At 34.1% G+C, this 18,556-nt stretch carries 17 protein-coding genes; 9 read left to right on the top strand and 8 right to left on the bottom strand.

Annotation, left to right across the window (positions count from 1 at the left end; translation table 11 throughout):
- The first annotated feature begins 127 nt into the window (after window positions 1–127).
- The 3 genes from cysS (at window position 128) to tsf (ending at window position 3,546) form a co-directional block, all read left to right on the top strand.
- Complete coding sequence (gene cysS, locus AAGD44_RS01225; RefSeq protein ID WP_341764641.1) at window positions 128–1,528, top strand: cysteine--tRNA ligase; 1,401 nt, start codon at window positions 128–130, stop codon at window positions 1,526–1,528.
- Window positions 1,529–1,717: 189 nt separating this feature from the next.
- Window positions 1,718–2,611 carry a 30S ribosomal protein S2 gene (gene rpsB / locus AAGD44_RS01220; protein ID WP_341764237.1) on the top strand — a complete coding sequence of 298 codons (894 nt, stop codon included), beginning with the start codon at window positions 1,718–1,720 and terminating at the stop codon, window positions 2,609–2,611.
- 17 nt (window positions 2,612–2,628) lie between these two features.
- The gene (gene tsf, locus AAGD44_RS01215; RefSeq protein WP_341764236.1) at window positions 2,629–3,546 is read left to right on the top strand and encodes a translation elongation factor Ts; all 918 of its coding nucleotides are present in this window, start codon (window positions 2,629–2,631) and stop codon (window positions 3,544–3,546) included.
- A gap of 239 nt (window positions 3,547–3,785) precedes the next feature.
- Here the strand turns inward: tsf and AAGD44_RS01210 are convergent, their stop codons facing one another.
- The 7 genes from AAGD44_RS01210 to dapF form a co-directional block, all read right to left on the bottom strand.
- Window positions 3,786–4,508 (bottom strand): biotin--[acetyl-CoA-carboxylase] ligase, encoded by a 723-nt coding sequence (locus AAGD44_RS01210; RefSeq protein ID WP_341764235.1) that lies wholly within the window; start codon window positions 4,506–4,508, stop codon window positions 3,786–3,788.
- A 7-nt stretch (window positions 4,509–4,515) separates the two neighbouring features.
- Window positions 4,516–5,943 carry an NADH-quinone oxidoreductase subunit NuoN gene (gene nuoN, locus AAGD44_RS01205; RefSeq protein WP_341764234.1) on the bottom strand — a complete coding sequence of 476 codons (1,428 nt, stop codon included), beginning with the start codon at window positions 5,941–5,943 and terminating at the stop codon, window positions 4,516–4,518.
- A 170-nt stretch (window positions 5,944–6,113) separates the two neighbouring features.
- The gene (gene mrdA / locus AAGD44_RS01200; protein WP_341764233.1) at window positions 6,114–7,895 is read right to left on the bottom strand and encodes a penicillin-binding protein 2; all 1,782 of its coding nucleotides are present in this window, start codon (window positions 7,893–7,895) and stop codon (window positions 6,114–6,116) included.
- A gap of 140 nt (window positions 7,896–8,035) precedes the next feature.
- On the bottom strand, window positions 8,036–8,521 hold the full coding sequence (locus tag AAGD44_RS01195) for a hypothetical protein (RefSeq protein ID WP_341764232.1): 486 nt from the start codon (window positions 8,519–8,521) through the stop codon (window positions 8,036–8,038).
- A gap of 30 nt (window positions 8,522–8,551) precedes the next feature.
- Window positions 8,552–9,508 carry an NAD(P)H-dependent glycerol-3-phosphate dehydrogenase gene (locus AAGD44_RS01190; protein WP_341764231.1) on the bottom strand — a complete coding sequence of 319 codons (957 nt, stop codon included), beginning with the start codon at window positions 9,506–9,508 and terminating at the stop codon, window positions 8,552–8,554.
- Window positions 9,509–9,510: 2 nt separating this feature from the next.
- Window positions 9,511–10,758, bottom strand: coding sequence for a tRNA (N(6)-L-threonylcarbamoyladenosine(37)-C(2))-methylthiotransferase MtaB (gene mtaB, locus AAGD44_RS01185; RefSeq protein ID WP_341764230.1), 1,248 nt, complete (start codon window positions 10,756–10,758; stop codon window positions 9,511–9,513).
- Window positions 10,751–11,560, bottom strand: coding sequence for a diaminopimelate epimerase (dapF, locus tag AAGD44_RS01180; protein ID WP_341764229.1), 810 nt, complete (start codon window positions 11,558–11,560; stop codon window positions 10,751–10,753). Before dapF ends, mtaB begins: the two co-directional genes overlap by 8 nt.
- Window positions 11,561–11,757: 197 nt before the next feature.
- On the opposite strand from dapF, the gene AAGD44_RS01175 reads away from it, so the two are divergent.
- From AAGD44_RS01175 to uvrC, 6 genes are all read left to right on the top strand, one after another.
- Window positions 11,758–12,381, top strand: a complete 624-nt coding sequence (locus AAGD44_RS01175; RefSeq protein ID WP_341764228.1) for a hypothetical protein — start codon at window positions 11,758–11,760, stop codon at window positions 12,379–12,381.
- Between the two features lie 168 nt (window positions 12,382–12,549).
- On the top strand, window positions 12,550–13,809 hold the full coding sequence (locus AAGD44_RS01170; RefSeq protein ID WP_410520993.1) for a M16 family metallopeptidase: 1,260 nt from the start codon (window positions 12,550–12,552) through the stop codon (window positions 13,807–13,809).
- Between the two features lie 231 nt (window positions 13,810–14,040).
- Window positions 14,041–14,673, top strand: coding sequence for an exopolysaccharide biosynthesis protein (locus tag AAGD44_RS01165; protein ID WP_341764227.1), 633 nt, complete (start codon window positions 14,041–14,043; stop codon window positions 14,671–14,673).
- A gap of 8 nt (window positions 14,674–14,681) precedes the next feature.
- On the top strand, window positions 14,682–15,404 hold the full coding sequence (locus AAGD44_RS01160) for a phosphoribosylaminoimidazolesuccinocarboxamide synthase (RefSeq protein WP_341764226.1): 723 nt from the start codon (window positions 14,682–14,684) through the stop codon (window positions 15,402–15,404).
- Window positions 15,404–15,685: a membrane protein insertion efficiency factor YidD gene (gene yidD, locus AAGD44_RS01155; protein WP_410520992.1), complete on the top strand. Its 282-nt coding sequence runs from the start codon at window positions 15,404–15,406 to the stop codon at window positions 15,683–15,685. Before AAGD44_RS01160 ends, yidD begins: the two co-directional genes overlap by 1 nt.
- 9 nt (window positions 15,686–15,694) lie before the next feature.
- Window positions 15,695–17,560 (top strand): excinuclease ABC subunit UvrC, encoded by a 1,866-nt coding sequence (gene uvrC / locus AAGD44_RS01150; RefSeq protein ID WP_341764225.1) that lies wholly within the window; start codon window positions 15,695–15,697, stop codon window positions 17,558–17,560.
- On the opposite strand, the gene AAGD44_RS01145 is transcribed toward uvrC, so the two are convergent.
- Entirely contained in the window at window positions 17,540–18,430 is an 891-nt protein-coding gene (locus AAGD44_RS01145; RefSeq protein ID WP_341764224.1) for a branched-chain amino acid transaminase, read from the bottom strand. The genes uvrC and AAGD44_RS01145 overlap by 21 nt on opposite strands.
- Between the last annotated feature and the right edge of the window lie 126 nt (window positions 18,431–18,556).

Here is an 18,556-nt window from a genome sequence, read left to right as displayed (position 1 = left end):
ATAATATATATAGTACAATAAATTGAGCAAGCTGCAATAGATCTCTTTCGAGTATACATAGCTCTACGCTTTCAACGTATACTCTTCATAACTTCACTATAATACTGATTTATATACCATGATATCTATGAAATTGTTATTACACAATAGTTTAACACGAAAAAAAGAAGTTTTTACCCCTATAGATAGTAATTTAGTCAAGATATATGTATGTGGTCCAACTGTTTACGACGCTCCCCATATCGGCAATGCGAGGTCAGTAATAGTATACGATATTTTATACCGCTTACTCTGTAAATTATTTGGCTCTAAAAATGTTCTATATGTTCGTAACATTACTGATGTGGACGATAAAATAATACTCAAGGCTAAGGACTTAAATATCACTATTTCCGATTTAACCACCAAAGTTACTCAGGAATTTCATGCAAATATGCAATATTTAGGGTGCCAGGAACCTAATATTGAGCCTAAAGCTACTATGCATATTGAGGATATGATTATGATTATCCAGAAATTACTGGCCTTAAAACATGCTTATATTGTCGACAATCAGGTATATTTTGATGTTTCTACTTGCTTAAATTACACCAAATTATCTAACCGTAGTTTAGAGGAATTAATAGATGGGGTACGTATTGAAAATAATCTTGCTAAAAAATGCCCCCAGGATTTTGTGTTATGGAAAGCAGTGGAGCAAGATGAAGAGATGTCTGCAAGTTTTGACAGCCCTTTTGGTAGAGGCAGACCAGGTTGGCATATAGAATGTTCAGCTATGAGCTATAAATATTTAGGCGAAAATTTTGATATACATGGTGGTGGTGCTGATTTAATCTTCCCTCATCATACTAATGAAATTGCTCAAAGCGTATGCGCTTTTCCTAATTCACAATTTGCTAACTATTGGGTACATAATGGTTTTCTAACCGTAAATGGTGAAAAGATGAGTAAATCTTTAGGTAATTTTTTTACTGTCAGGGATTTTATCAATAGAAAAGTCCCGGGGGATATACTAAGGTTACTGTTGCTATCTACTCATTATCGTAAACCATTAGATTACAATAATAAAGCATTAGAAGACGCTACCAAAACAATAAATTATTGGTATAGAGCGCTGGATTCTTTAGATATGAGCCGTATTCCTTGCCCTCCCCTGCCCCCAAACTTCTTATCTGCGTTACTTGATGATCTGAATACTCCGTTAGCTATTAAAATAATCAATGATTATGCTAAGCTTATTTTTGGTACAAACAACGAAGAAAAGAAATATTTGCATGCCTCCTCTATGCTTGCTTGCAGTAATTTTATCGGGTTGATGAGAGAATCACCAAAAAATTGGTTTCATTCTGCAGTAAATGAGACAGATATTAACCAACTTCTGGCTAAGCGCCGTGAGGCTAAATCACAAAAAAATTGGGAATTAGCTGACCAAATACGGCAAAACTTACTACAAGATGGGATAATTATAGAAGATAAAGCGGACGGCTCTACTATTTGGAGAAGGGGTTATATAGACAAAGAGCTTTAATTAAATTAGTCTACAACACTATTGCAAATATCTGAATCAAAATGTATACTCCAGAAGCTTATAAATTAAGCAAAATTCACACGCAAAAGAATAGTGTTAGTCCAAATATGCTTTAAGGCTTTTGGTATTAGACTTTTGCGGTAGTTATCTCTTACAGGAGATATATAACTAACATTTGAAGGAGAAAAAATGTCAAAAATACAAGCGGTTAATATAAAAGAATTACTTGATGCAGGCGTCCATTTCGGCCATAAAACTTCTCGGTGGAATCCTAAAATGGCCCCTTATATTTATGGTAGTAGAGATGATATCCATGTAATTGACCTACAACAAACCGTTGCTCTCATGGAAAGAGCGTTAAATATAATGTGTGAAACTGTTAAAAAGAATGGTAAAATATTATTTGTCAGTACTAAAGTTCAAGCAAGCGAGATAGTAGCTGAATACGCAGAAAAGTGCGGCCAATTTTATGTAAATCACCGTTGGCTTGGCGGGATGTTAACTAACTGGGGCACAATTTCAAACTCAATAAAAAAGCTAGATAAGCTTGAGAAAGTTTTGGCAAATGAAGAAGAATGTGCCGGCTATACTAAAAAAGAAATATTAGAGATGACCCGTAAAAAGGATAAATTGCTTAGATCCTTAGGAGGTATAAGACATCTTAATACTAAACCTAATTTACTAGTGGTAATTGACACTAATAAGGAACATTTAGCTATCCAGGAAGCAGTGAAATTAAAGATCCCCATCGTTGCCATAGTAGATACTAATTCCAACCCCGATAATATAGATCACCCTATCCCTGGAAACGATGACGCTATAAGGTCTATAAAACTTTATTGCAGCTTATTTGCTGATGCGGTGCTCGCCGGTATAGAAGAATCTTTAGTTGCCTCGGGCGTTGATTTAGGCAGTATTGAAAATCAGGAAGAAAAAAATAAGAATATTAGAAATATTGCTAAATTAAACTTTAGTAAGAAATTTTCTAAAGCCCCTGACACAGCAAATGAAGCAGTCACTGATTTTGAGCTAGCATTAGAGCTGGCAGAAGAGGATCAAAATACTAAAAAACCTAAAAAATAATATTAGAGGAAAGAAAAATGGTTGAGGCTAGCTTAGTAAAGCAATTAAGAGAGAAAAGCGGCGCAGGGATGATGGACTGCAAGAAAGCTTTAGTTGAAACCAATGGCGATTTTGAGAAAGCAATTGACTGGCTCAGGACTAAAGGGTTGTCGGCAGCTGCAAAAAAAGCTAGTAGACTTGCGGCAGAGGGAGCTACTGCTGTTAAGGTCCAGGAGAAAGTAGGAGCTATTATAGAAATAAATAGCGAAACAGATTTTGTAGCACGAAATGATAAATTTCAGCAATTAGTTAATAATATTACTGAGTTAGCGCTCCACTATAATAATTTAGAATCACTAAAATTAGCTAAAACTCCTTCCGGAAAAACTGTTAATGAAGAAATTTTAGATAATATTGCCACTATTGGAGAAAATTTAACTTTACGCCGTATGCAGCTTGTCACCGTTTCCCAAGGGGTAGTGAGTGCATATGTGCATAATGCTGTAGTGACTAATCAAGGTAAAATCTCTGTTCTCATAGGACTAGAATCAACGGTTCAAGATAAAACTACTCTTTCTGAATTAGGAAGAAAAATCGCCATCCATATCGCCGCAAGCAACCCTTATGCTCTCGATGCCACAAGCTTAGACCCAGCAGTAATTGAGCGTGAAAGAAATATATTTATTGAGCAATCGAAGGCTTCGGGCAAACCAGATAACATAATTGATAAAATGGTTGAGGGAAGAATTCGTAAATTCTTGGCAGAAGTTCTGTTATTGGAACAAAATTTTTTATTTGATGATAAATTAACTATTGCGCAAGTGATTCAAAATGCTGAAATAGCCTTAGGAGGGACAATTAAAATTAGTCAATTTATCCGTTATGAACTGGGTGAAGGGATAGTGCAAGTAGAGAAAAATTTTGCAGATGAAGTAGCAGCGGTGATTCATACATAGGCACAGAATAGAGAGCAAGAGTACGGGGGCTCTCTGGACCCAAAGACATAAAAAAAATTACCGACTAGATTGTCTTATAGTCACTTAGGTTGAATTAGATACTAGGCGCGAGGAGTGAAGCCTAGGAGATACTAGGTAAGCGACGAGCAACAACGTAGCTAGTTTATTAACCTAAGTGACTATATACAGGAGCCTAATATAGCAGGGCAATTTCAAAGTCGCACTTTGAAATTGCCCTGCTAATATATTGACAGCAACTTGGTCTCTCCTGAATTTAGTAAAATTTTCATTCGGCCATTATGGTCTATTCCTTTAAAAAGCCCGGAGAGTTTGGTACCTTGATAATTCGCAGTAATTAGTTGGCCAAGTTGGTAAGTCCTTTTCATCCAATACTGCCTTATTCGATCGAAACCATATGTTTGCCATAATATAAAACTTTTTTCAAAATTACTCATAACTCTATCTAACAACTCTGTGCTCTCTATTACCTCAATATCTTCATTCAATAAATTAGTAGTTGGCTGATCAGCCTGTACAGGATTTTGCCTAATATTAATACCGATACCTATCACTAAATAATGTGCCTTATTTATAGTAATAGATTCAAGCAATATCCCAGCTACTTTTTTATTATTTATTAATAGATCATTCGGCCATTTTAATTTAATGCTATTTGATGATTTACTTGCTAAGGAATTAATAGCCTTATATACAGCCACCGCTGTCACAAAAGACAATTGCTGGATATAATTAAAATCTATATTATGATTTAATAATATGCTCAAATGCAAATTCCCAGGGTAGGAGTGCCAAACTTTAGTATTTCTACCGCGAGAGTGAGTTTGATTTTTAGCAACTATTACATAATTTCCCCGTGGGCTAGTTCGTGCTATTCTAAGAGCTTCCGAACTAGTGCTGTCTAGTTCTTCAAAAACTATTAGAGTATATTTTTCGTGCCACATTTCTAACTCAAGTCAGGATTGCGAAGATAAAAACTACAGAAAAAAGTAATAGGAAGGCTATTACAAGGCAGTTCATAAATTTTAAACTTAGAGAAGAGGTGATTGAAGAATAGGCGTGTCCCTGTTTAATTTCAACAAAGTACATAGATTTAACTATTTTAAGGTAATAATAAGCAGCAACCACGCTACTGCCAATACCTATGATCGCCAAAGTAAATTGCTGATGAATAATCGCTTGATAAAAAAGAAAATATTTGCCAAAAAATCCTGCTAACGGGGGTATCCCAATAAGAGAAAACATAATAATAGTAATACCGCCAGCTAAAGCTTTTCTGGTAGATGCAAGCCCTTGTAAATCCTCAAATGTTGCTGTATCTGCTTTGTCACCCAGCAAAGCAATTAGGCAACTAAAGAAGCCTATAACTGAGATAGCATAAATAATCATGTATAATAAAGCAGCTTTACTGCTCCAAGAATTCCCTGCCAACGAAACGCCTATTAACACATATCCGATATTGAGGATAGTGCTATACCCCATTAGCCTTTTTAAAGAATTTTGGCGTAGCGCTCCCCCTGCGCCAATGAACATCGATAAAATCGCGAGAATTTTTATTAAACTCATTGAGATTGGCTTATAATTTTCAGCTAATATAATGATATTTAATAATACTACTAGATTTGCAAATTTAGTAGAAGCGGAAAAATATGTTACCGCAGGAATAGGAGATCCCTCATAAACATCAGGAGTCCACACATGTAAAGGTACCACTGATAATTTAAAAAAGATACTACTTAAAAAAAGTACCATCCCTACTACCAGCCCAATGTTAGGCTGGCGCATCCCACGCATCGCATCAAAAATATAGGTATAGTCTAACCCTCCACCAAAGCCATAAATATAGGATATACCAAATAATGATAGACAGCTGATTAAAGCCCCTAGAACAAAATATTTTAATGCTCCTTCTGAGGATTTAAGATTATTTATACTAAAACCAGCTAGGACATAACTAATTAATGCCTGCAACTCTAGGCTACAAAACAACAATAAAAAGTTACGTGATGATATAGCAGCAAAAGAACTCATGGTAGAGAGTAATATTAAGGTTATAAATTCAAATTTAAATTCTTGCTGTGCTATCTGGCAATAATCTTTATAAATCACTATTGTCATTATCGAGAACAGTAAAACTATAGCTTTATAAATGCCTATCCCTCTGCCTGTAGCAAAAGAATTATTAAAACTTACCATCCAATCAGTTAAGCCACAAAAAGTATAAGCAAGTAATATGAATAAAATTATTACCGTAATATTAGTAATAATTTTTATTCTGTTACTAAAAAACAGGGCGGAGAGCTGAGAAAATAACGCCAACAATACCAGCGAAATCTCAGGTAAAATAACGACAAACTGTCCAAAAATTGAATTTAACATATAGTTATATTAATTACGCAATAGATTATAATACCATTTCCCAAAACTAAATCAGCACTGGCAGTACGGGTGTCAAGCCGAACTGCATACATAGACGCAGCTGAGAGGAGCGGAGAGCATGAAGTAAGGCGACGTGATGATTAGTTTTCAGAAATGGTATAATAGGAATATTAAGCATATTTATCAAGTACCATTGACATAATTTTACTAGCTATAGGCGCTGCGGCCTTCCCCCCTCCTCCCCCATGATCTAAATAAACCAAAATAGAATAGCGTGGCTGATGGTATGGGGCAAAGCCCATGAATATCGCATGATTACGCCTTTCCCAGGCAATATTCTCTCTACTTAAATCATCATCAATACTAGCTTTGGACTGTACCTGAGCTGTGCCTGTTTTACCAGCTAATTGTTTCTTTTCCCCTAAAATCCTACTATAATAGCCAGTACCACCTTCAGTATTTACCGCTTTAAACATACCTTCTTTTAAAACATCCAAATGTTTTTGTTGGATGTCAATTTGCTCAAATAATGCCTGCTCTTTAGCAATTCTAGGCTTATATAATTTCCCATCACTTGCAATGGCAGTAGCAAAACTTGCTAATTGAATAGGGGTAGACAATAAAAACCCCTGACCGATCGATAAATTCAAAGTATCTCCTAAAGACCACGGGGATTTCAATTTTCTTACTTTCCACTCTTCTGAGGGTAAAAACCCGCTAACTTCTCCTGTTAAGTCTACTCCTGTTTTTTTGCCAAACCCAAATTTTTTGGCCATATTGAGGATTTTCCTAAAGCCAACCAAACGTCCTACTTCATACATGTAAGTATTACAAGAATATTTCATAGCATTATACATATCCACTCGCCCATGACCATAAGTTTTCCAACAACGAAAGCTGTTACTACCAAGCACCGAAGCACCAGAACAATGAAAGCTATGATCAGGAGTAAGCCCATGTTCTAGCGCAGTTAAAATAGTAATAATTTTAAAAACTGAGCCAGGTGGGTAAGTACTTTGTACTATCTTATTAATTAAAGGTTTATAAGGATCATTAATTAAAGTCTGCCAATAATCATTAGATAATTTTATGAAATTATTAGTTTCAAATACTGGCGACATAGCAAGGATTAATATATTACCGTTCTTAACATCCATAACTATGGCAGAGCAGCCCTGCTTACTGAGATATGGTTGTATTTTATGTTGAAGATCTATATCAATATTTAAGTATAAATCCTGCCCATCGTTACTGTGGAAGCTGGCAATCTCCCGGACATGTTTCCCTACCGCATTTACTTCTACTTGTTTATAGCCAAATTCTCCTCGTAATTTCTCTTCATAATATTTTTCCAATCCAAATTTGCCGACATAAAAATCGCCTAAATTATTTATTTTTAGATCTTGTTTTTCTTGTTCATTAATTTGGCCAATATAACCTATTATATGGCATGCAGAATCTGAGAAAGGATAAAACCGTGCTAAGCCAGCATCAATAAAAAGCGAATTTAAATAGGGCTTTTGCTCTTCTATTAATGCCATTTGTTGCCAAGTAAGGTTATCTAATATTGCAAAAGGGATATGAGTATTAGCTTTTTTTATTTTGTTCTTAATAGCCCCTATCTTTTCTTCTGAAAAATTTAAGATATTGAAAATGAGCTTTAACTCATTCTGATAATTGGCATTAATATTTCGATCTAATAATAGCCTAAAACACGCTTGATTTATCGCTAGCACAGTACCATTTACATCATAAATTTGTCCTCTAACCGGTGATAATAAAACAAAATTAATACGATTTTTATCAGATAAAGTACGATATTTTACGCTTTCAAAAAGTTGCATATAAATCATTTTGCTAGCCAGTAAGGACAACAACGACATTTTCCCTGCACCTATTAAGAAAGACCTCCTGGAGATTAGTTGGTTATATAATATTTTTTTGCTTAGCATATTTTGTTAAATCAGTAAATTTAAGTAAAAACCTAGGTCTCCCGGCAGTTCTTTTATATCATCATTAATCTTATATATAATCAATGGATTTGAATTTGAGCAAGGGATCAGATGCACCTCTGCTCCCTTGCATATCTGAATTATTTTAACGTTTTATCAAATGGAACTCGGATTAAATTATAAGATAATATGGTGGTTAAATACTGCATTATTATAACAAAATATCCTTGGTTTGTTAAATCCTTGATAGCAATTAAAAAATACCTACAATGTATTATATAAAAATAATAACAACAAAAAATTATAAAATTTGTTAAATAACTGCGCAGTGTAAAATATTTCCCTAAAAATTTTACTAATATGTGGGCAGAGATTAACACCAAGGAATTGGTACCAATTGGCATTGAGTATATTTGATCAAAAACTATCCCTATTAAGAATATTACTCCAAAACTAATATGGTAAATTGTCGCAAAATAGTAAAGCAAAATAATATCAAAAGATGGAAAAATAATAGAGGCGGCATCAATTCTAAAAGCTTCTAAAGGGAATATTAATAATAATAAGCACAATTCTACCAATATAATCTTATAAAATATTTGCGGTAGCTCTTTAAAAAATTTCATAATTAATATTGCTGGGATGAATAACTTGATCTAGCCTAGGTTTAATTCTTGTACTACAGACTTGATAATCGGTAATGTCAGATTATATTTTTGTATAAAATCTAATACTAATTTAGCTGCTTCTCGTCCTTCTACTAAATATGAATTTTCCTTTAAAAATTTTTCTGGGTCCTTTTGATGGCCTAGCTCATAGCCAAATCTAGTATTTCGTGAGTCCTTTGAATAACAAGTTAAAATTAAATCTCCTAATATTCCTGGAGCATATAAAATAGAATTATCCCCCAGCTCTCCATCAATAGCTTCCGATAAGATTTTAATTTCCTGTAACGCTGCAGTAATAAGAGTTGCTTTAGCATTTTGGCCATAGTTCCGCGCCTCATATAATCCGCTTTTTATAGCTATAATATTTTTAACGGCCCCGGCTACTTGAAGAGCCACAAAATGATCAGTAATACTAACTTTAAATTGCTCTGAGATTAAACTTACTGCTAATTTTCGTGCCACCTGAATATTATCCGAAGCTATCGTGACTGAGGTAGGCAAATTTCTTGCCACTTCCTTAGCAAGATTAGGACCTGCTATAAAGGCCAAAGGATTGTGGGGTAATATTGATTTCACTTTATCCGATAATAATTCGGTAGGGTTCTTACTAAACCCTTTAGTTGCCACCAATAATACTATATTGGGTGATATTTGCGCTTCTTTTAATATATTTAAACTATTAGCAAAAGCATAAGAAGGAACTGCGAGAATTATTACTTCTTTTTCTAAGATAGCTGATACTTGATTAGAAGGGAATATATTATTGGGCAATTTAATATCATCCCCTAGATATTTTTTATTGGTCCTAGTATTTTCTATCTCCTGTAATATATCGTTATCACGTAATAATATATTCACACTATTATAACATCTTGCCACCTGGCAGGCTAGCGCAGTACCCCAACTGCCTCCCCCGTAAATTGCCATATTTTTATATTTACTCATATTCATCCTAAAACTTCTGAAAGCATGTGATTCTCTTCTATAGAAATTAACCTAGCTTTTACAATCTGCCCCACTACAAAATCTCCGTGCAGTTTTACAGGAATAAAATTTTCGGTGTGAGCTATTTTATTATTTTCTACTAATAACTCTACATTCTTTCCTATATTTCTTTGATAGAATTTTTTTAGTTGTTCTTTCCCTGCAGTTCTTAGAATTTCGGCTCTTGTCTTTCTGACGAATTTTGGTATTTGAGGCATTCGCACCGCCGGTGTGTCATCACGTTCCGAATAAGGAAAAACATGTAAATATTGTAAATCCGCTTCAGCAATCAGTTTTCTAGTATTTTCAAACATCTGATCAGTCTCAGTAGGAAAACCAGCAATAATATCTGCTCCAAATGATACATTCGGTCTTATAGCACGCAGCTTATGACAAAAATCAATGACATTCTGGCGATTATGACGGCGTTTCATCCTTTTAAGGATCATGTCATCACCCGCTTGTAAACTAATGTGGAAATGAGGCATGATTTGAGAAGAGTATGCTATTAGCTCAAATAATTCCTCATCAATTTCTGCTACATCAATTGATGACAATCTAAATCTTTTTAATTCAGGCACTATTCTTATAATTCTTCTCAGCATTTGAGCAAAAGTTGGATTACCAGGTAAATCTGGCCCATAAGCTGTGACATCCACACCGGTAAACACCACCTCATTATAACCATTTTCTACTAATTGTTTTACTTGCTCCGCTATTACTCCCATAGGCACAGAACGGCTATTGCCTCTGCCGTAAGGTATAATACAAAAGGTACAGCGGTGATTACAACCATTTTGTACTTGAATAAAGGCACGGGACCTGCCATCAAAGTGACTCACCAGATGATTAGCAGTTTGTTTGATTGACATAATGTCATTAACTACTACTTTTTCACCATTCAGTTGATAATAATCAGGAAGTAACTTTTCAGTGTTACCAATTACCTTATCTACCTCTATCATATTGGTAAAACTGGTCGGATTATTTTGAGCAGCACAGCCAGTTACAATGATTCTTAAATCAGGATGATTTTTTTTCACTTTCCGAATTGCTTGACGAGATTGTTTTTCTGCTTCTTTAGTTACCGCACAAGTATTAAATACTACCACGTTCTCAAGGCCGGACAGTATTAAATTCTTTTTGATAATTTCACTTTCATAAATATTTAATCTACAGCCAAAAGTAATCACTTCTTGTGATTTAGTCATTAAAGAATTCCCCCAATGCCACTAAAGTCGCAGGACCGGTCATTATTATATTTTCCTCTTGTTTTGACATTTTGAGGCTTCCAATAGGGAACACTACTTCACAAGGAGAGCTAACAAACCCCATATTTATAGCTGCAGCAAAACTAGCTACTGCGCCGCTCCCACACGCAAGCGTTAATCCTACTCCCCGTTCCCAAACTAATAAATAAATTTTATTATCCTTAATTGACACAAAATTAACATTCACTCCATCAATAAATAATTCTTTTGCTTGCAATTTTTCTCCCACTATCTCTTTATCTCGATCACTGAGATTAGTAAAAATAACAAAATGGGGGTTACCTACATCTGCGCAAATCACTTCTTTTAAATCTATCATATATCGTTCTGCTACTTCCCAAATTTTATCACAGGAAGGCATCCAGGACTCGTTAAAGCTAACAATTCCAACATCAACACTAATTTCATGTTCGTTTAATACGGTGCATATTAATTTTTTCTCTCCTATATTTAACTGAATTTTTCTAATCCCAGTATTTAGATATATTAATTTTGCTAAACACCTTGAAGCATTTCCGCATAATTTTGCACTTGACCCATCTTGGTTATATACTACCATTTCATAATAATTGGGCTTTTGATTATAAACAATAAACTGGTCACAACCAATGCCCATATGGCGATTTGAAATATTAAGAGATAATTTTTGTAGATCACAATTTTTAGGTAAATCTCTTTTATTGATAATTACAAAATCATTCCCTAATCCATGCATTTTAGCAAAATTAATTTTTTTAAACACTACAGGATATTCTTGTTTGTGAAGTGCTCTATTATAACAAACATGTAGCAAGTCTGCAATTATATAATAAATTTCTTGTATGAGAATATTATACCAAACTCAATATTTCAAACCCAATATTTTTTAGTTACTAAAGTAATTAGTAGTTGCCAGAATAATTAATACATAATATAAATAAGCTTTAGGAACATTAATTTATGAAAAGTAAGATAGCATTAAGAGAGTTCACCTTATCAGTGTTGGATCTGCCAATAGCAAGTCATCAATTTCTAGTGCTAAAAGATGAGCAAGGTAAGATTATAAGTCAAGCTCATGGGATAGCAGTAAATAATAACAACGAATTTCAAAGTGTAAGTTTTGGAGGGGAGGATCGTTTAAAAGCAGTAATATACCCACCTAGAGAAAATCATAGCACTTTATCGGCAAAATCTTTTACAGGCTTAGTTCAGCCAGGACAAGAAGAAAAGACCCTAAGAGAAGGGTCTCGGGAAGAGATGGAAAAATTATGGGATGGTTGTATACTTAATGGTGCAGAAACATTTAATCTGCTTAATGTTAGATATAACCCATTTGGTGGTGAACTTTCCAATATTAGGGAAGGTAATAGTAATAGTATCGCTAGAACATTTTGTGATATTTTAGGGATCCCTCATTGTAATATTAGTGGAAGGCTACTGCCAGGGACAGCAAAAAATTTACTTCCGCAAGAAAAATTTAAACATGTATATGTCTCTAATCTTTCTTCATCTGAGGTGTCAGTTGCAGGAGCCTGCGCAGCTTTAAATCCATCTTCTTTAGATACACTATTAGATTTAGATTAACTAAATAACTACTTGCATTTCAAGGATCTTCGTTTTATTTTAAGTGTCGTTGCCTGTACCCTCCAATTGTAAGGAACCTGGAGAAAAGAAAGGGCTACAAAATCTAATTTAAATTTTGTCAACACGATTTAGGCCCCTCTGCCTAAAAACTCAAAAAATTACATAATAATGACTTTTAATTCCAGTAAACTTAAAAATGGACTAACTATCCTTAGCTATAATATGCCAGCTGTTAATTCAGTAGCCATTAACTTAATTATTAATGTAGGAGGTAGATATGAGGAGCCATTTGAAGAAGGAATGTCTCACTTTCTTGAACATATGGCTTTTAAAGGCACAGCTACTAGATCTGCTAAGCAAATCTCCGAAGAATTTGATTCCATAGGGGGTCAGTTCAATGCATATACCGGCCATGAACATACAGTTTATTATGCTAAAACATTAAGCGAGTATTTCCCCAAAACGTTAGAAATCCTAGCAGATATAATCCAAAATTCAGTTTTTTCTGAAATTGAAATCCAAAAGGAATATCAAGTAATTTTACAAGAAATTGCTCATGTCCATGATAACCCTGAAGAATTTATTTATGAAAAGTTTTATGCTAGTGCTTATTATAACCAAGCGCTTGGAAAATCAATTTTAGGCACTCAGGAAACTTTAAGTCAATTTACTACACAACATTTTAATGAGTACACTCAAAAACATTATAATGCAGAAAATATTTACTTATCGGTAGCAGGAAATATTACTCATGAGCAAGTAGTGTTGTTTGCGGAAAACTTATTTACCTCATTACCAAGTACATCATCCAAACCTTTCTCACGAGCTAGCTACACTGGCGGCCATAGTGTTATCACTAAAGATCTGGAACAAACTACGATAATTCTTGGTTTTGAGAGTATCCCATATCTTAACATACTACCATTATATCACGTCCAGCTTCTTTCCTTAATATTCGGTGGTAGTATGTCGTCTAGATTGTTTCAACAAATTAGAGAAAACCTTGGCCTTGCCTACTCTATTGGGAGCTATAATAGTTCATATTATGATAGTGGCATATTTGGGATATATGCTTCTACTAACCATGATAAATTAACTCTTCTTACCGCTGAATTAATAAATGAAATCAAGAAAATCTGTAGCGATATTAAAGATTTTGAACTGGAACGAGCTAAAGTACAACTCAAATCTAGTATTTACCTAGCTCAAGAGAAATCTTCTTATAAGTCTGAGGAAATAGGAAAAAACTTTGCAGTTTTTGGTAAATATATACCTCTCCAGCAAACTATTGACAATATTACCAATATCACTACGCAGGATATAACAAATATTGCTCAACAAATCTTTATTACTAAACCAACTTTATCGATTATTGGCCCCTCCCCTTTAACTATAGATTATCAAAAACTTTGCAAAGGGCTTATGTAGGTTCTGTGAAGGTTTCTATGTAATGAGTAGGTTTATAGGCATTTTTGCTCACAGAACCGCAAGCGCACTAGGGTGCAGCTGAGGATTCGAGCCTAGATTCATTGTCCCAATTACCAGTAGAAGTAGAGTTTCGAAAGAGGTCTAATGAAAAAACAATGCATATCTGCAAATGAGTATAGAATTTTTATCAAAATAGCTTTATATTAATAGCCTTACCCAAAAATATTCAATATGCATTTCCAAAACAAGAGGCTGGATGCCACAAAAGTATCCAGTATCTTTTATAAGTTAGGCCAAAAAGACCAACAAGGCATCACTAAAATTAGTGAGTTAATAGCAGATTTTCATGAAAATGGTCTGGTATTAACTATGCTATTTTTTGCTATTCCTGTTGCGATCCCCCTACCCTACCCCCCAGGCTTTACTACTTTAATGGGTTTACCTTTAATAATTTTATCTATCCAGATGTTATTAGGGCTTAGGCAAATTTTTCTCCCTGCCCGAATTAATAACTATCAAATAAGCAATATGACCTTAATTAAAGTAAGTAAAAAATTTGTTCCGATCATTACAGTAGTAGAGAAATATTTAAAACCTAGATTTAATTTTTCAAATTCAATATATTGTGAACAATTCGTTGGTTTAGTATCTTTATTTTGCTCTATAGCAGTAGCGGTGCCCTTACCTCTGACTAATGCGATCCCTGCATTAGGGATTGCAGTCATGACGCTAGGGCTGTTAAATCGTGATGGCCTAATAATATTGCTTGGCTTTTTTATTTCTATCATAGGGCTTATTGTTGCTTCTTTAGCAATTGCCGCTAGCTGGCTTAGCCTAAAATATTTATTTCACCTATTTTTTTAACGTTTTCGATGAAAGAAAAATTATACCAAGGGTCAAGTAAAATTCTTTACCAATCTTCCGAAGATTTTGCTTTGATTATGTCTTTTACTGACAAAATCCTCCTGGACAATGGGGAAATTGTAGATATTTCGGGTAAAGGCGTATTAAATAATAATATTTCAGCCTTTATAATGAGTAAGCTAGATATGGTGGGTATAGATAATCATTTAATTGAAAAAATTAATATGCGTGAGCAATTAATTCAGACGGTAGATATTTTTCCCATTCAGGTAGCTGTTTCTTCAGTAGCTTGTGGTAGGTTTGTTCAAGAATTTTCTATGGAAGAAGGGTATGTATTTGATCATCCTATTATTGATTTTAGAGTTAAAAGCAGTGAATTAAAATATCCTATAATTAATGAACATCAAATATTAAATTTTGGTTGGTTAACTAATAAGGAGATTAATGAAGTGAAACATAAAGCGATAAGAATATATGACTTTTTGAGTGGGCTGTTTGTAGGGATTGGCATCAGGCTTGTTGAGTGCAAATTGGAGTTCGGTAGGGTTTTTAATGGCGAAGAATTTGTTGTAATGCTTGCAGATGAAATTAGCCCAGATAATTGTCGTTTATGGGATATTAATAGTAACGAAAAGTTGGGGATGGAATTAATAGCAGTTAGTCATGATCAAGCCCTGAAATCCTATCAAACCCTTGCTAATTTATTAAAAGATAATAGGGCGCTTGCATAATGCCTCCGAAAGCACCCATTTCCTCTAGCAACTTCAAGAATTGGCGTCGTTGTGCCAGCAAATTTAATTTATTTATTATTCTTATTAAATTTTATCAATTTTTTATTTCGCCTTTACTAGGATCTAATTGCCGTTTCGCTCCAACATGTTCAGAATATGCTAGATTATCCATAGCAATACATGGTAATATCAAAGGGTTATGGCTATTCCTTAAGAGAATCATTAAATGCCACCCTTTTGTTGATGGGGGCTATGATCCTGTTCCGAAGAAAACTGAGTAAATACACTCGATGAAAATTAAGAATTGTGTTGCCGAGTTATTAGCACCTAAACTTATCGGCCATGAGTTAATAAAGTCTTATATTCAAGATATCCCAAATCTTCCTGGAATTTATAAAATGCTAGGAGAGGATAAAAAAATTCTTTATATAGGAAAAGCTAAAAATCTTAAGAAACGCCTTACTAATTATATCCAAAGCGATCTTGATACTAAAACCTTACGATTAATATCGCTAGTCAACTACTTAGAGTATAATATTACTAACTCAGAGGTAGAAGCTTTATTACTAGAAGCACAATTAATCAAAAAATTACAGCCAAAATTTAATATATTACTGAAAGATGGTCGGTCTTTTCCATATATTAAGCTAACGTTAGAGAGTGATTATCCGCAATTAATCAAATATAGAGGCAAAAATTTATCTGAAGGCAAATTTTTTGGCCCCTTTATTGCAATAGAGCAAGTTAATAATACTTTGCGTGAATTACAGAAGATTTTTAAATTACGTTCTTGCAGTGATAATTACTTCAAAAGCCGTAAGCGCCCGTGTTTACAATACCAAATTGGTCGTTGTTGCGCTCCTTGTGTCAGTAAAATTACCAAAGAAGAATATAATGAGCTAGTAAGGCAAGTAGAAAAATTTTTTAGCGGACAAACTGCGCAACTTCAACAGTTACTTGCTCAAAAGATGGAAAATTTCAGTGCTCAATTACGTTTTGAGGAAGCGGCAGCAATACGAGATAGAATTAAAGCTATCAGTTACATCCAACTTAAATCAAATTTACTCGGTAATAGTGTAATAAATGCAGATGTTATTGCCATTACTGAAAAAAGTAATGGCTATTGTATACAATTATTTGTTTATAGGAATAGACAGTTTTATGGTAATCTCCCTTATTTTCCTCTACATACTGAGAATAATGACAGCACGAAATCGGAAATATTAACACAATTTATCACTCAACACTATCAAACTGCCCAAATCCCTGAGGAAATCATTATAAATCATCCAATTAATGATTTAACCTTAATAACTAAAGCTATTAGGGAAATTAGTAATAACCAGGAAGTCACTATTTCCCAGCCAACTAATGCTGACAAAATCAAACTAATAGAAAATGCAGAAACTAATGCTAGAGCAGCCCTTGACCACCATTTAAATCAATTTGCTAAAAACCAGTTGATTTTTGCTGAAATACAGACACTATTTAACCTTGCTATCATTCCAACTCGCATTGAGGTTTATGATAATAGTCATATCATGGGCAGTTTTGCGGTAGGTAGTATGGTGGTTGCCACCCAATCTGGGTTAGATAAAAAAGAATATAGAATTTTTAATATCCCCATACAACATGGCGATGATTATAAAATGTTAGAAACTGTTTTAACTAGAAGAGTTATTAAGCTAAAGAAGGACCCCAGCAAGAGCCCTAGCTTAATGATTATTGATGGCGGAAAAGGCCATTTAACAGTTGTCCAAAAAATAATGAATGAATTTGAGATGAATATTCCTGTTGTTTGTATGGCAAAAGGGGTGGACAGGAATGCAGGAAATGAACAATTTTATATGTTCAATAAAGAAGGGTTTACTATTGATAAAAATTTACCAGTCATGAAATTTTTACAAATTTTGCGAGATGAAGCCCATAATTTTGCTATAAAAAACCATAGAGCACGTCGTTCTAAAGCGCTGAGTATATCTAGCTTAGATGAGGTTACCTCTATTGGGCAGGGGCGAAAGAAAGCTCTCTTATATTATTTTGGCTCATATAAAGCTATATGTGAGGCAACTATAGAGGAATTATCAAAAGTACCAGGTATTAGCACCACTATCGCCAAAACTATTTTCACTTCTTTACATAACCGCTCCCACTAATTCTTTATATTTAGCTTTGAGCAAATTAGTAATATTATGCTCCTTAAACAATACTGTTTCTTTGCCTAAATTAATAGAATTGATCCCTTTAATTTCTACAGAAGTACCGGTAATAAAACCCTCCTTAAATTCTTCTAATCTTTCCATAGCTATCCTTTCTTCTATTACCTCTAAACCAATATTTCTTGCCATATTCATCACTGCTTGCCGCGTTATACCATCTAGAAATCGATCAGCAATAGGGGTGAATAATCGCTCATCTTTGACAAAAAATATATTAGCAACAGTACATTCAGCTATCAAACCTTGCCAATCCAATACAATAGCATCATCATACCCTAAAGATTTTGCTTCTTTTTGAGTAGTAATCATCATATTATAGTGCCCCGATGATTTACATTGGGGAGGCAAAGAAGTAGGGTGAGGTTTCCTGAACCGGGCAATATGTAAATTTAAGGCAGCAGAAGGTTTAGGCGCAGATTGGATAGCAGCAATTAATAAATTCACTGATAACGCAGGATTGGTCATATTAAGGGATTCACTACCTTGCCAAATTAATGGACGAATATAAGCATCTTTAATATTATTTTTTTCTATGAGTAAATGATGGGCTTTAATAATATCATCAGCACTATATGGGGTGTCCAAATATAAAATTTTTGCTGATGCTAAAAGCCTAGTAGTATGTTCTGCTAGCTTAAAAACTTTTCCATTATAGGCTTTTTCTCCTTCAAATACTCCCCCCGAATAGTGTAGGCTATGAGTAAGAACGGATATTTTAGCATCATTTACTGGAATAAATTCGCCATTCATCCAGATATATGGGCAAGGTGTACTAGCAATTTTTATAGATTGATTATCTCGGGACATTATTTTTCTATTATTATTAAGAATATACTAATATTTAATTATTAGGCTTTTACATAATTCTATTACCAGCTCGATGCGAATTATGCATGAAGACTATTCTTGTATCACATTGAGGTTACCTATATA

The organism is Candidatus Tisiphia endosymbiont of Beris chalybata (genome assembly GCF_964026555.1).
Classification (GTDB): domain Bacteria; phylum Pseudomonadota; class Alphaproteobacteria; order Rickettsiales; family Rickettsiaceae; genus Tisiphia.
This window is presented reverse-complemented; position numbering and strand designations above follow the sequence as displayed.